Origin of the sequence: Pseudomonas sp. P20, assembly GCF_016463925.1 — a bacterium.
Classification (GTDB): domain Bacteria; phylum Pseudomonadota; class Gammaproteobacteria; order Pseudomonadales; family Pseudomonadaceae; genus Pseudomonas; species Pseudomonas aeruginosa.
The window spans coordinates 559,876-571,667 of record NZ_JAEMVM010000007.1; the positions used below are offsets into that span (position 1 = coordinate 559,876).

The following is an 11,792-nucleotide window of genomic DNA, read 5'->3' on the forward strand; positions in this document are numbered from 1 at the left end:
TCCTCAGGAGCGATAGAAAACGATCCATCCGGCCAGGATCGCGGCGATGAACAGCACCACGTAGCGGATGACGGAGAGTTCTTGGGCGTACTGGGTGAGGCAGACGTCGTAGCGCTGGCCGAGGGCGGTAAAGTCCCAACACGGCAGGGAGCCGCCGCCAGTGCCCAGGTGAATATCGAACTTGGAAGCGAGGACGCTTTCGAACTTGCCTTGCAGTTCCTGGAAGTCCTTTTGCGCCTTGGCGATGGCGTCGTCGTATTCCTTGATGGTCTTGTCGAAGGAGCCTTGCTTCGGCTCTTTCAGGCCACCCCCGCCGGAGCCGTCGCCGCCATCGCCACCGGTCCCGCCGCTGGAGCCGGACCCGTCGCCATCGCCGCCGCTACTGCCGTCACCGCCGGGCGTGGTGCCGCAGTCACTGCCAACATGGCCCTGACAGGGGTTGTTACCGCCACCGCCCCCACCGCCGCCGCCACCACTGGAGCCGTCATCGCCACCGCCGTTACCGGGCTTGGTGCCGCCATCGCTTCCACCGTCGCCGCCGGGCGGGTTGCTGCCACCATCGCCCCCAGTGCCGCCGTCCCCACCCGGAGGCGGACCGTCACCCGGGCCCACGTCGCAGCCAAAGGCACAGGAGCCATTGGAGGTGAACCAGTTACCGGTGAACGAGCCGATGACCTTGCAGTACGTCGCGCCGGCTTGCCCCTCAGCGGGGCCGATACAACCGTCAATCGAACTGACAGCGATCTCGCAGCCGAGGTAATTGATGAAGCGGGAGATCGGCGCTTGATGGGATTTTTCGTAGAGCGAGCCGGCCAGGATTTCGCACTTGTTTTCCTTGCACTCGCCGATCTCTTTATTGAAGTCCGTGCCTTCCGGGCAACTGTCGCCGGTCAAGATGGCAGTCTTCGTCTCCCAAGTGATTCCACCAGTACCCGAAACACTGCACTGAACTTCCTTGTAGCTCAGTTTGTTGACTTTCTTTAGCCAGTTGGCCGACGTGTTATCGAAGTAGTACTGGCATGCCGCCGTATAGGATGGAAAGAAGGCCGTGGGATTTCCGGGGATGGAAATCTTCCATTGGTAGAAGTCCGCGTGGGCCGCCGATGCGAGCACCAGGGCGAAAATAAGTAGTACGAAGCGAGGCATAAAAAAGGGGCCTTTCGGCCCCTCCTCCTGTCACTGATACTGGCCGATTTTCAATCCCGTCAGCAGCGCGGACGCCATGAATGCGCCCAGCATCAGGGACCAGATCACGTCAGGCCTTGCGCATCGCGCCGATGACCAGGGCGAGGCCGACCAGCACCGCCACGGCGGCGATCACCAGCTTGGCCACGGACCCGCCATCAGTGCTGGCTTGCGCCAGAACCCCCTTGGTGGTTTCGTCGAGCAGCGATTCGGCGAAGGAGACGTTGGCCACGGCCAGGCCGACGGTGGCGATGGAAGCGTTGCGGAACAGGGTTTTCATTTTTTCCATGATTGGAACCTCATTAATTGCGCGCTTTGCGCATGGCGGAAATGATCAAGCCAGCCCCCAAACCAACGGCGAACAGCCCGATGGTCCCGGCGAAGCCGAGGCGGAAGGCCGACGGGTCGAAACCACCCATCAGCAGAGTCAAATAGCCCTCTGCCTCAGGCGGCAGCAGGTAGGTCTGTATCCACTCAAGGTGCGTACAGCCGACCGTGCCGTCCGCGTTCTGGACCCAGGTCTTGCACACTTGAACCGATACAGAGCCTTCCATTCGTGCAGTCCTCAAACAGCCAGGGAGGCCGCTAGGCCGTCGATCCAGCCCCAGGCGTAGCCGGTGGCCAGACCTACCGCAAACAGCGAGAGATAGCGGAGCATCGCGGCCTCCTACGGCTTACGCCTTGGCGTCCGGGGACTTGTCTTGTTTGTCCTGGCCCTGCGGCTGCTGGGCCGGGCGCGGGGCTTGGGCTTGTGCTTGCGGACGAGCCGGGGCTTGGGCGGTCGGCGCGGTCGGCTTGCCGCCCACGGCCAGCAGATCCACAAGGACTTGGGTATTGGTGATCCGACCGAAACGGTCTTGGGTCGGGCGGACCACGCTGGCGAACTTGCAGAGCACCGGCTGGCCTTCGAAGACAATGGCGTCCAGCAGGGTCGGCTCGATGTTGTATTCGCTGATCTCGAAGCCCTTGGCGTTGCCACGGGCACCTTCCGGGATCGGGGCGATGGACTGGACCGAGGCGTAGATTTCCCCGGTCTTGGTCGAGGTATAGGTGTCGGTCTTGGTGACCCACAGTTCGACGACGCCGCCTTGGGTTGCAAACATGTTCATCGGTGTTTCTCCTTCAATTCGCCTTTTTCGGCGTGAGTTGTCCCGCTGCTGCAAATTCGGCTGTTTCGCCTTCATTCAGCGGTGTTGGGTGAAAGTGATTTGTCGGGCGATCCCTTCGGGCCGGGCTCTATTCGCTAGCGAACCAAGCCAACCACGGGTGTTCGTCTCGGCCCATCCGGGTAACGATCCCTATCGCAACGTCGTCGCCGACGGCCAAGGGGAACGCTTCCCCTTGGAACCCGCAGAGCAACACCAAGGGCTCTGCCCTTGTCATCCCGCTCTTGCCGCCGAGGGCTCGGGAGCGCGGGGCGGAGAAGCTGCCCCACACTCCCCAGCGGAGGCTGTTTCAGGGGGGGAGGCGTTCAAGGGTGCGCTGCGCCCGTGCTTCCGTTCGCCGGAACGGTGAAGCTGTTCCGACGAGCCGGGAGCGCGGCCCTTGACCGGATCGGCCACGGTGCGAATGGCTTGGATCAGGCAGAGCAGGAGCAGCGCTTTCAGGGTGTCAGCGAGCATGGGTCAGCCCTCCCGTTGGAATGCTTCGCGCACGGGCACAAAGGGCGTGGGCTTCCCGCTGTCGTACACAACGTGCCAGTACTTCGGCGGACGCCGGGACGGGTCGTGTTTCGCGCAGAAGGAACGGGAACGGCAGAGCCAGCGGCCATCTTCCAGATAGGGCAGCCCAGGGGGCCGGCAGTCTGGACACGGCGACGGGCTGTGCAATGGGATGACCTGCCTTGCGGACCAGCACACAGAGCAGGCGCAGTCCGGAGCGTGGGTTTGGCGCAAGTAATTCGGAGACGACATGGTCAGCTTCCTCCTTATCTTGGCGAGCACGGCCCCAGGCGAGAGCTTCAACCCGCAGGTCGGCCAGATAGGATTCTTCCGGTTGGGAGAGGTAGCCGGCATCCATGAGGCCATCGATCAGCATCAGGGCGCGGTCGAAGGGTTCGCTAGGGGGCTGTGCCGTTTGCAGCAGATAGCCTTCCAAGAAGGTCAGCAACGCATGGATAGGATTGCCTGACAGCATCAGAACTCCTCCTTTTCCATCAGTTGATGGGTGAAGAGCGCAACATTGACCATCACGTGCTTGCCGATCTTGTACGCGGGGATATAGCCCTTACGAATCCATCCACGGACGGTTTCGTGGTCTTCCCCCATGCCAATCCAGTTCGCGAAGTCCCGCCACGGCAACACCGGGGGCGCCGCGCGGAGGTCTTGAGCCTTGATTTCTTCCACTTCCATGGCCTTTGCTGCACTATGTTGGACATTGTTGGATAGTGGCTTGAGTCATTATGACTTAAGCTGATTTGAATCTTATTTTGCTTGAGTCGTTTTGACTAGAGCTTATTTAGATGAATTAGTTATGATAAAGCAGCGCGTTATAGCCATCCTTGCTTGGTCGGACATTCGGCTGCCTAAGCTCGAAGAACTGACAGGTATCAGCCGCTACACATGGAGCAACCTCAAGAATCCGTCTAAGAGTCGGGAGATTAAGGAGGAAGAGATACTTGCCATCGCTAAGGTCTTTCCGCAGTTCCGTTGGTGGCTACTCACCGGTGAGGTAATGCCTGATATAGGTCAGACCAGCCCCGAATACGAAGAGGCCAACCGAAACTTGACCAGTCAAAGCGCGGGATAGCGATCACACAGGAAGTGGCTAGACGTTGGTATGCCCGAGAGACTAAGAGAGTAAAAGTACACTCAGAAAACTAGGATCACAGATATTAGCTATACAAGTTAATACTGCACCATCACACTATTCCAGCTTGGGATGTAAGATATGGACCGATTCAGTAAAAGGGAATGGATTTTAACAATCTTTATAATTGTTATTTTGCAATTTATTCTTCATTGGCTGGCATTTCAATACAGAGGAAGTTCGAACGCCCTTGGTTACATATCCTTTGCCGGAACTGTTGTCTCTATAGTCTTAGGTGTAGTGGCGATAATATATTCTTTTGTGCAATCAATTTCTCACAACACTTCAGTGGAAGAGATGCGGGCTCAAGTTGAAGATTTAATAACTGCCACTAAAGATATAAACAAGTCGAAAGATAGCCTTCACGAATCCACAATTAAAATAATCAGCGCCGTGGAGTCGCTAAATACAAACCTAGTTGAAAATAATATCAATATGAACAATTTGTATTCAAGGTTTACAGAAGGTAGTTCAGACTCTGACGCGCAAAACTCAAATCAGAGCAGGATAAAAATAAGTAACCATCGCGATGAGGCCCCTCCATTCCTACTTACCAGTAATTTTTTATTAAACAGCATGACTGCTATTATTGGTGAAGCAGTTGTAGAAGGGTGGACCTCAGATAAGATAAATAGATTTATTCTTCCAGCCTTCAATAAGTGGCATACAATTGATACGGTTTATTTTTATGGCGCATATACGTCTTTACTTATCATCCTTAAGGCTGAAGGGCTTGTGAAAGGCGGGAATAGTGCGTATGAGCCTCTCAAAGAAAGCGGAAGTTTTTTAGAAAAAATAAAAACTATCAGAGAGATGTTTGCAACCAGTCAAGATGAGAATATAGCCGAGATAAGGCTCGCTATTGACATGCTAAAAGCTCAAGATGCTGAGAAAAACTCTAAGGCATAGAGTTTAATCCGCCAAATAACTCTTAGGTTTAAGACTTGGCATGAAGCCAAATATAAGGAAAGGAGCCCATGCAGGTTGATACAGATGAGATTCGTGCCCCTTGGGCACCTCGCGCTCGCCCAATAAGCCGTTTCGAATGGCTAGCCATAATTACTATTGGCGTGACCTTAGGCAGCCTCTTAAAGGATGGTATAGAACTCATAATCGCTAAAGCTATAGCTGAACGATATGTTTACGAAGCTAGCCAGGAACTGAAACGCTCTAGCGAACGAATGCGGAAAGAAACTGAAGCTATCAGACAGCGCACAGTCCAACGTAAAAGCGAGTCTGAACAAATACTTCTTCGAGAACAAGCCGAAAAAGAACGATTGAACAAGCTGAATAGTCCAGAATGCAAGTTTTGGACAGAGCAAAACAATCGAAATCCGAGCAGCAAGACTAAAGACGGAGTCAGCCGAAGCTGTCCGTAACCTAGCAATGGAAGCCACTTAAAGCTAAAGGAAACAAAAAGTGGAAGAAACCACCACTAAAAAAATCTCCCTAATTGAAAAAGCACTATCATCAGAAGCTATTTTACGCACAAAGCGCCAGAAGCCGCATAGGCTACGGAGTAGGCTATTGGCCCTCGGTACTACGCAATAATAGGAAGAAACATATGTACACATACATACTCCATCACACCCATGGCCCCTCAGAGAGCGAAAGTTACAAGCTTCTAGGCGTGTTTAGCTCACAACTCAACGCAGAGCAGGCGAAAGACCAGTACCTTACCCTTCCGGGCTTCCGAGACTACCCTGAAGGTTTTTCAATCATCGCCTACTCACTGGACGAATCTCATTGGACGGAAGGCTTCGAGGCTGGAGAAGACCACATTTTTGACTGATCGGCCTTTTTCTCACGGATCCTTCACAGTCGAAAAAGTGTCGAAATCACTGATCAGCAATGACCAATTAAGGCGACTTTGCCTGCTTGCAAGTAATTGATTTTTCAGTAATTGTCCAGCATAGGCCAAATAAGACCACCCTAAAAATAGGGTTCGACTCCCACTGCCTTCCGCCAATTCTCCGCTCGCTTTCGGCGGCCATCGTGTCTCACAGGATCAAGCGTCTATCTCGGTCCGTTCCAGCAGAAGCAGCGTCTCACCCGTCCCCGTCGTCTCCCTGACCAGCGCTCCCCGCTCATTCCAAAACGCACTCCTGCCCGCCGCCTTCCAGCCACCCGTCGGCCCGCCATGGTTGGCCAGCAGCACGCCCATTCCGTGCTCGCGGGCATAACCGGCCAGTAGGGCCGAGTCGGCCGGGTAGCCGTTTTCTCCGATCAGCGCGCTGGCGATGTAGAGGCGAGCGCCGGCACGGGCGGCGTGGGCCGGGTGGCTGGGTTGGCTGAAGTCGGCGCAGACCGCCAACGCCATCGGTAGGCCGTCGATCTCCAGCAGGGGGCCGCCGTCGCCGGCTGAGAAGTGGCGTTCCTCGCCCGCGTGCAGGTGCTGCTTGGCATAGACGCCGAGGCTGCCGTCGGCGCCGAGGATCAGGGCGGCGATCAGCGGCTTGGCATGCTTCGGCGAGCGCAGCGGCAGGCCGACCACCGTGGTCATCCGTGCCTGCTCGGCGAGCTGGCGCAGCGGTTGCAGCAGGGGCGTGTCCGCCGGCTGGGCGAGGGCGGCGGCAGCGGTGGGTTCGTAGCCGGTGAGCGACAGTTCGGGAAACACCAGCAGGCGCACGCCCCGTGCCTGGGCGATACGCATCAGGCGCAGGTGGTCGTCGAGGTTGCGTGGCAGGTCGGCGGGGTGGGCGCAGCTCTGGGCGGCGGCGATCAGCGTCATGGGGCTGTCTCGGGTATGGATGGCACAAATTCGCCAGTAGAGCCGAAGGCAGCATTTCCGGGAAGAGGCGATTAGCGGCTGCGCTACGTTTGGCTGGGGAGGGCGCTTTCGTCGCCGCGAAGCCGTAAGATAACGCGCTTCATGGCGCGCCCGACGGACGGGTGCGCACGCTTGCCTCGGGAGAACAGGGATGGCCGAGATCAATCCGCTTTCAACGGACCTGCAACAGCAACTGGCGGAGCTGCAGGCACAGGGGCTCGCCTTGCTTGGCGTCGCCGCGGACGAGACGCCGGCGCAGATCGTCGCCGCCGTCACCGACTACGTGCGCGATGCGAGGGAGCAGGGGCGCAGCCTCGACGACGAGGCGGTCTTCGCCCTCGGCGCGCTGATCGGCGCGCAGTACGTGCGTGGCCTCGGCTGGCACTGGGGCGACGTGACCTGGGACGGCGACCCGGACAGCGCCGCCGTCGGCGTGCTCAGCCCCGACGAATCGCTGTTCAACAACCCCATCGGCTGGGTAAGCCAGATCGCCGAAAGCGGCGGCGGGGTGCCGTTCATGCTCAGCTACAACATGATCCTGGCCAACCAGGTGCCGCTGTTCGAGCGGGGCAGCGCCACCGGTCTCTATTGAGCATGCAGGCGGATCGCCGCGACGCGCCGGCGCATCCCGCCAGGCGGGGCCGACAACCTGAACGGCCGGCGTCAGGCGCCGCGACCCGCCGAGCAGCGCCAACCGGCGAACGAGGTGCGGGTGACCGTGGTGGAACAGACGCTGCCTCTGAGAAACCGCGCCTGCGGCGCTTTCCAGGAAGGCAGCCTGGAACGACGCGACTGCCGAGCCCATATCGGGCTGCAATTCCGCGATTGAGTGGGCTGCGGGTTCGCGACTCGGCTGGCCTTCCTGGGAACACTTCTGAGGTTTTCGCATGACGGATCTTGAACACGCGGTGGAAAGCAACCGACGCGCCTGGGACGCGTCCGCCGACAGTCACCTGCGTGGCAGCGGCTGGCAGGAATTGTCGCTGGCGGTACAGGAAACCGGCTTCAGTTGCCTGGACGAGACCCTGGCTGGCGTGCTGCGCAATCTGGACCTGGCCGGCAAGGCGGCGGTCCAGGTCGGCTGCAACAACGGCCGGGAAGTGCTTTCGCTGTACGCCTTCGGCGTCGCGCGGGCGGTGGGGATCGACCAGTCCGCCGCCTTCCTCGCCCAGGCGCGGCAACTGGCCGAGCGCTCGCCGCATCAGCCGCGTTTCGTCGAAGCCAATGCCTACGAGCTGCCCGCCGAGCTGAACGGTCAGTTCGACCTGCTGCTGATCACCATCGGTGTGCTCAACTGGATGCCCGACATCGCGCGCTTCTTCGCCTCGGTGAGCGGCCTGCTGAAGCCGGGCGGGCAATTGGCGATCTATGAGACCCACCCGTTCCTGGAGATGCTCGAACCCGAGTCGGAGCGACCGTTCGAACTGCGCAACGACTACTTCACCGACACGCCCCACGTATCCCGGGAGGCCATCGTCTACGAAGGCAGCGGCAGCGATACCGGCATCGCCAGCTACTGGTACGTCCACCCGCTCGGCGACATCCTCGGCGGGCTGCTCGGCGCCGGCCTGCGCCTGAGTCACTTCAAGGAGTACCCGCACTCGAACCGCGAGGAACTCTACGACCTCTACGAGGACGGACCGCTGGCGATCCCGATGTGCTACACGCTGGTCGCGGTCAAGGCATGACCTGCGTCGAGGCCGAGCGAGGCGCGCCGCTGCGTGTGGTGGTGGTCGGCACCAGCGGGGCCGGGAAGACGACCTTCTCCGCCGCGCTGGCCGCCAGGCTGGGTTGTACGCATGTCGAACTCGACCGACTCTACTGGGGCCCCGGCTGGCAAGCCGTGCCCCACGAACGCTTCGAGCACGCCGTGGAGCGGGCGACGACGGCGCCGCGCTGGGTCGCCGACGGCAACTACAGCGCCGTCCGCGAGTTGCTCTGGGGCCGCGCCACCCACGTGGTATGGCTGAATTTCGGGCGCTGGACGGTGTTCTCCCGGGTCCTTCGCCGCACCCTGGCCCGGGGCCTGCTGCGCACCCGCCTGTCCCACGGCAACCGTGAATCGCTGCGGATGGCGTTCTGCTCCAGGGATTCGATCCTGCTCTGGTCATGGACCACCTTCGCAGGCAACCGCCGCAAATACACCGGCCTGCGCGAGGATCCGCGGTTCGCGCATTTGCGCTGGGTGGAGGTTGGCGAGCCGGGGAGGGTGGGGGAGGTGATCGAGAGGTTGGTGGAAGCCGCGCTCGCACAGTCGCAGTAGTGAGCGAAGCACGCTATCCGCCTCAGTCCTGGGGCTTGCTTACCCGGCTGCGCAGCGACTCGAAATAGGCTGTATCGGCGGGGCCGCCTGGCGTCGATTCCGCGCCGGCGACCAGCGTTTCACGCAGTTCCCTGGCGTGCGTTTCGCGTTCTCCCCTTACCAGGCCACTCTGTATCATTGGGTGCCGCGTCGCCGCCAGCGCCCGGCCGAGAATCCTTGCGACGACCTCGTCCTTGCCACGGGTATAGGCCTCGCGGTCGGTGGGGTAGCGGCGGGCCAGGGCGTGCTTGGTTTCGGCGTAGAGGCGGGCGTCGTCGGGGTGGTTGCGCAGCCAGTCGCGGAACAGCAGGTAGCGGTCGGCCTGGGCCAGGGGCATGACATGGACATGGTGGGTGCGGCCATGGCCGAAGGGCGGCATGCCTTTGACGAAGAACATCCGCTGGGTGTTCGGGTTCTCGCGCCAGAACTGGTAGCCGAGGCCCTCCAGCGGGGCTACCAGCCGCTGCGGATCGTGGCCGGGCGGCGGCAGCAGGAGGATGTCGATGATCGGCTTGGCGTCGAGCCCGGGCACCGCGGTGCTGCCGACATGCTCGATGCCCAGCCCGGGCAGCGCCAGCGCCGTGCGGATGGCTTCGGCTTCGGCGGCGAAGTGTTGTGGCCAGGCGGGGTCGGCAGGCAGCACCTCGATGCGGTCGTCGTCGGCGTTGCTCCAGCGTTGGCCGTCGAAGCGGGGCGGTTGGGGTGAGGACATGGCGGACTCCGGGGATATGCGGGAGATTGGCGGCGATGGAGAGCTGGGGTAGGGCGAATAACGCCAGCGGCGTTATCCGCCTTCCGCGAGCGGGGTGCGGGTAAAACCTGGGAGTCTCAGAAGTCCAGTGCCTGCACCCCTGGATGCTGCGGATCGAACCCATCCAGGCGCATGCGCTCGGCGAATGCCTCCCGCGCCGCGTCTCCCTGGAGAAACGCGCTCCGCGCCGAGGCCCAGTCGTCCGGTTGCAGCCGTGCCATCCAGCCCTCGCCGTAGCAATCCCGGTTGATCAGCGCCGGGCGCTTGACCACCGCCGGGTTGCTCGCCAGCAGGGTCCCGGCCAACGGGCTGCGGGCCGAGGAGGCAGCCTTGGCGAACTCGACCACGCCGAAGCTGCGGTCGCGTTCGATGTGCCAGCCGTCGCGCTTGGGGGTGAAGGCGAAGATTTCGCCATACAGCGCGCAGCCGTAGGCGCTCAGGCCCAGGGTCAGGCTGCCGTCGACTTCCTCGCGCAACCACAGGTTGTAGTCCGGGGCGTAGAACAGCCCGTCGGGGAACTCCAGGCCGTGCAGGTTCGCGCTCATAGGGTCAGCACCCGCTCGGATTCGAGGATCAGCCGTGCCAGTTCGCCGCCGCTGGAGATTTCGTCGAGTTCCTCGATCAGTTCGCTTTCGTCGATGTTCACCCCGGGTTGGCGGCACATCAGCAGGCGCGCGCCGGCCTCGCGGGCCTGGCGGATGAAGTGGCGCAGCGGCTCGCCGCCGTCCAGCGCGCGCAACTGGTCGGCGACGGCGCGGCGGGCCAACTGCACGCCTTCGCCGCTGAGGAACAGGGTCACCTCGGCGTCCATGCAGGCCAGCAGGGTGGCGGTGTGGAAGGGCGCGGCGCAGCGGGCCGGGGTGCTCGGGCCGCTGGAGACGATGATGAGGACGCGCTGGGCGTGGGTGTCAGGGTTCAAGGGGCTTGTCCATCTGGATCAGCGCCACGCGCCGGCCGTCCGGATCGTGGCGTTCGGCGATGGCGCGCGGCTGGTAGCCGAGCTGGGTATAGAGCAGCAGCCCGGCGGCGTTGGCGTTGAAGCAGGAAATCTTCATCAGGCGCGCTTTGTACTGTTCGCGGGCGAGGTTTTCCATGACCCCGATCAGGTAGCGGGCCACGCCCAGGCCGCGCGCGGCGGGCGCCACCATCATGTTGCCGAGGGCGCAGAAGTCGCCGTGCTGCCACTGGTAGAAGTTGGCGAAGCCGAGCACCTGTCCGTCGTGCACGGCCACGGTGCTGCCGCGGCGTTCGGCGATGGCGGCGGCCAGCTGGGCGACGCTGAACGGCCAGATCGCCTTGGGGTAGCAATAGAAGAGTTCGTCGCGGTCCTGGGGGAAGCCGGCGACCGTCTCCAGGTCACCGGTCTCCGCCGGGCGGTGGCTGAGCTGCATGTCAGCGCGGCGGGTATTGCGACATGACTTTCTGCACCGTCTCGCGGATCGCCTGCTCGCGCTCGGCCGGGCTCGGCGGGCTGGTGCGCATGATCTGCTCGCCGCTGCCGCGCCAGACCAGTTTGCCGTCCTTGCCGTCGAACAGGTCGACCTGGAGGGTGGCAACCTTGTAATTCACGGTGCGCGTCTCGGCCATCGCCGGGCCGCCCCAGTATCCTCCCCAGTAGCCGCCCCAGTAACCGCCGCCGTAGTTGGTGGTGATCTGGTCCTGGCGATCGTCGACGATCAGGTAGGCGCGCACCGTGACGTCGCCCCTGGCGTTGCCCTGGGCCGGACGCAGGCCGCGCTGGTCGAGCTGCTGGGCGACGGCTTCGCGGATGCGTTGCTCGGTGAGGTCGCTCTTGATGCGTGGGTCGTCGGGGCGGTATTCGAAGGCGGGTTGCGACCAGCTCCAGCTACGGTAGGCGGCGAAGTCGCGGGAGCTGTCGAAGTCGCGGTCGAGCTGGGTGGTTTCGCAGGCTGCGAGGCTGAGGAGCAGGCCGAGCAGCAGGATTCGGCGGATCATGGTTTTTCTCCAGTCAGAGT

General features: G+C 61.4%; 20 protein-coding genes. 8 read left to right on the top strand and 12 right to left on the bottom strand.

Annotation, left to right across the window (positions count from 1 at the left end; genetic code table 11):
• Nucleotides 1–3: 3 nt before the first annotated feature.
• From JHD77_RS32330 to pflM, 5 genes are all read right to left on the bottom strand, one after another.
• Nucleotides 4–1,146 (bottom strand): hypothetical protein, encoded by a 1,143-nt coding sequence (locus JHD77_RS32330; RefSeq protein ID WP_223697228.1) that lies wholly within the window; start codon nt 1,144–1,146, stop codon nt 4–6.
• Between the two features lie 109 nt (nt 1,147–1,255).
• On the bottom strand, nt 1,256–1,474 hold the full coding sequence (locus tag JHD77_RS09945) for a hypothetical protein (protein ID WP_019725828.1): 219 nt from the start codon (nt 1,472–1,474) through the stop codon (nt 1,256–1,258).
• Nucleotides 1,475–1,487: 13 nt separating this feature from the next.
• A complete protein-coding gene (locus tag JHD77_RS09950; RefSeq protein ID WP_003124954.1) occupies nt 1,488–1,739 on the bottom strand; it encodes a hypothetical protein in 252 nt (83 codons plus the stop codon).
• Between the two features lie 120 nt (nt 1,740–1,859).
• A complete protein-coding gene (locus tag JHD77_RS09955) occupies nt 1,860–2,294 on the bottom strand; it encodes a hypothetical protein (RefSeq protein WP_003115097.1) in 435 nt (144 codons plus the stop codon).
• A gap of 516 nt (nt 2,295–2,810) precedes the next feature.
• A complete protein-coding gene (gene pflM / locus JHD77_RS09960; protein WP_191519347.1) occupies nt 2,811–3,098 on the bottom strand; it encodes a lysogeny maintenance protein PflM in 288 nt (95 codons plus the stop codon).
• Here pflM and JHD77_RS09965 point away from each other — a divergent pair.
• Nucleotides 3,097–3,315 carry a hypothetical protein gene (locus JHD77_RS09965; protein ID WP_151129927.1) on the top strand — a complete coding sequence of 73 codons (219 nt, stop codon included), beginning with the start codon at nt 3,097–3,099 and terminating at the stop codon, nt 3,313–3,315. The two genes, pflM and JHD77_RS09965, sit on opposite strands and share 2 nt — an antisense overlap.
• A gap of 5 nt (nt 3,316–3,320) precedes the next feature.
• Here the strand turns inward: JHD77_RS09965 and JHD77_RS09970 are convergent, their stop codons facing one another.
• Nucleotides 3,321–3,536: a DNA-binding protein gene (locus JHD77_RS09970; RefSeq protein WP_053817660.1), complete on the bottom strand. Its 216-nt coding sequence runs from the start codon at nt 3,534–3,536 to the stop codon at nt 3,321–3,323.
• Nucleotides 3,537–3,657: 121 nt separating this feature from the next.
• On the opposite strand from JHD77_RS09970, the gene JHD77_RS09975 reads away from it, so the two are divergent.
• From JHD77_RS09975 to JHD77_RS33075, 4 genes are all read left to right on the top strand, one after another.
• Nucleotides 3,658–3,933: a helix-turn-helix domain-containing protein gene (locus JHD77_RS09975; protein WP_023089992.1), complete on the top strand. Its 276-nt coding sequence runs from the start codon at nt 3,658–3,660 to the stop codon at nt 3,931–3,933.
• 141 nt (nt 3,934–4,074) lie between these two features.
• Complete coding sequence (locus JHD77_RS09980; protein ID WP_151129928.1) at nt 4,075–4,902, top strand: hypothetical protein; 828 nt, start codon at nt 4,075–4,077, stop codon at nt 4,900–4,902.
• A gap of 68 nt (nt 4,903–4,970) precedes the next feature.
• Nucleotides 4,971–5,372: a hypothetical protein gene (locus JHD77_RS09985; protein WP_151129929.1), complete on the top strand. Its 402-nt coding sequence runs from the start codon at nt 4,971–4,973 to the stop codon at nt 5,370–5,372.
• A gap of 185 nt (nt 5,373–5,557) precedes the next feature.
• Entirely contained in the window at nt 5,558–5,785 is a 228-nt protein-coding gene (locus JHD77_RS33075; protein WP_034059302.1) for a DUF7336 domain-containing protein, read from the top strand.
• 216 nt (nt 5,786–6,001) lie between these two features.
• Here JHD77_RS33075 and JHD77_RS09990 read toward each other — a convergent pair whose 3' ends face one another.
• Complete coding sequence (locus JHD77_RS09990) at nt 6,002–6,724, bottom strand: carbon-nitrogen hydrolase family protein (protein WP_003095301.1); 723 nt, start codon at nt 6,722–6,724, stop codon at nt 6,002–6,004.
• Nucleotides 6,725–6,986: 262 nt separating this feature from the next.
• Here JHD77_RS09990 and JHD77_RS09995 point away from each other — a divergent pair, with 262 nt between their 5' ends.
• The 3 genes from JHD77_RS09995 (at nt 6,987) to JHD77_RS10005 (ending at nt 9,026) form a co-directional block, all read left to right on the top strand.
• The gene (locus JHD77_RS09995) at nt 6,987–7,355 is read left to right on the top strand and encodes a hypothetical protein (RefSeq protein ID WP_003121092.1); all 369 of its coding nucleotides are present in this window, start codon (nt 6,987–6,989) and stop codon (nt 7,353–7,355) included.
• A gap of 295 nt (nt 7,356–7,650) precedes the next feature.
• Nucleotides 7,651–8,451: a class I SAM-dependent methyltransferase gene (locus JHD77_RS10000; protein ID WP_003095295.1), complete on the top strand. Its 801-nt coding sequence runs from the start codon at nt 7,651–7,653 to the stop codon at nt 8,449–8,451.
• A complete protein-coding gene (locus tag JHD77_RS10005) occupies nt 8,421–9,026 on the top strand; it encodes an AAA family ATPase (protein ID WP_196493974.1) in 606 nt (201 codons plus the stop codon). The genes JHD77_RS10000 and JHD77_RS10005 overlap by 31 nt, the downstream gene beginning before the upstream one ends.
• Nucleotides 9,027–9,048: 22 nt before the next feature.
• Here the strand turns inward: JHD77_RS10005 and JHD77_RS10010 are convergent, their stop codons facing one another.
• The 5 genes from JHD77_RS10010 to JHD77_RS10030 all read right to left on the bottom strand — a co-directional run bounded on the left by JHD77_RS10010 (nt 9,049) and on the right by JHD77_RS10030 (nt 11,772).
• Nucleotides 9,049–9,777: a GrpB family protein gene (locus tag JHD77_RS10010; protein ID WP_003102271.1), complete on the bottom strand. Its 729-nt coding sequence runs from the start codon at nt 9,775–9,777 to the stop codon at nt 9,049–9,051.
• Between the two features lie 116 nt (nt 9,778–9,893).
• A complete protein-coding gene (locus tag JHD77_RS10015) occupies nt 9,894–10,361 on the bottom strand; it encodes a glycine cleavage system protein H (protein WP_004352618.1) in 468 nt (155 codons plus the stop codon).
• A complete protein-coding gene (locus tag JHD77_RS10020; RefSeq protein WP_003095286.1) occupies nt 10,358–10,735 on the bottom strand; it encodes a DsrE family protein in 378 nt (125 codons plus the stop codon). The genes JHD77_RS10015 and JHD77_RS10020 overlap by 4 nt, the downstream gene beginning before the upstream one ends.
• Nucleotides 10,725–11,207, bottom strand: coding sequence for a GNAT family N-acetyltransferase (locus JHD77_RS10025; RefSeq protein ID WP_003111411.1), 483 nt, complete (start codon nt 11,205–11,207; stop codon nt 10,725–10,727). Before JHD77_RS10025 ends, JHD77_RS10020 begins: the two co-directional genes overlap by 11 nt.
• Before the next feature lies 1 nt (nt 11,208).
• Nucleotides 11,209–11,772: a DUF4136 domain-containing protein gene (locus JHD77_RS10030; protein ID WP_003095282.1), complete on the bottom strand. Its 564-nt coding sequence runs from the start codon at nt 11,770–11,772 to the stop codon at nt 11,209–11,211.
• Between the last annotated feature and the right edge of the window lie 20 nt (nt 11,773–11,792).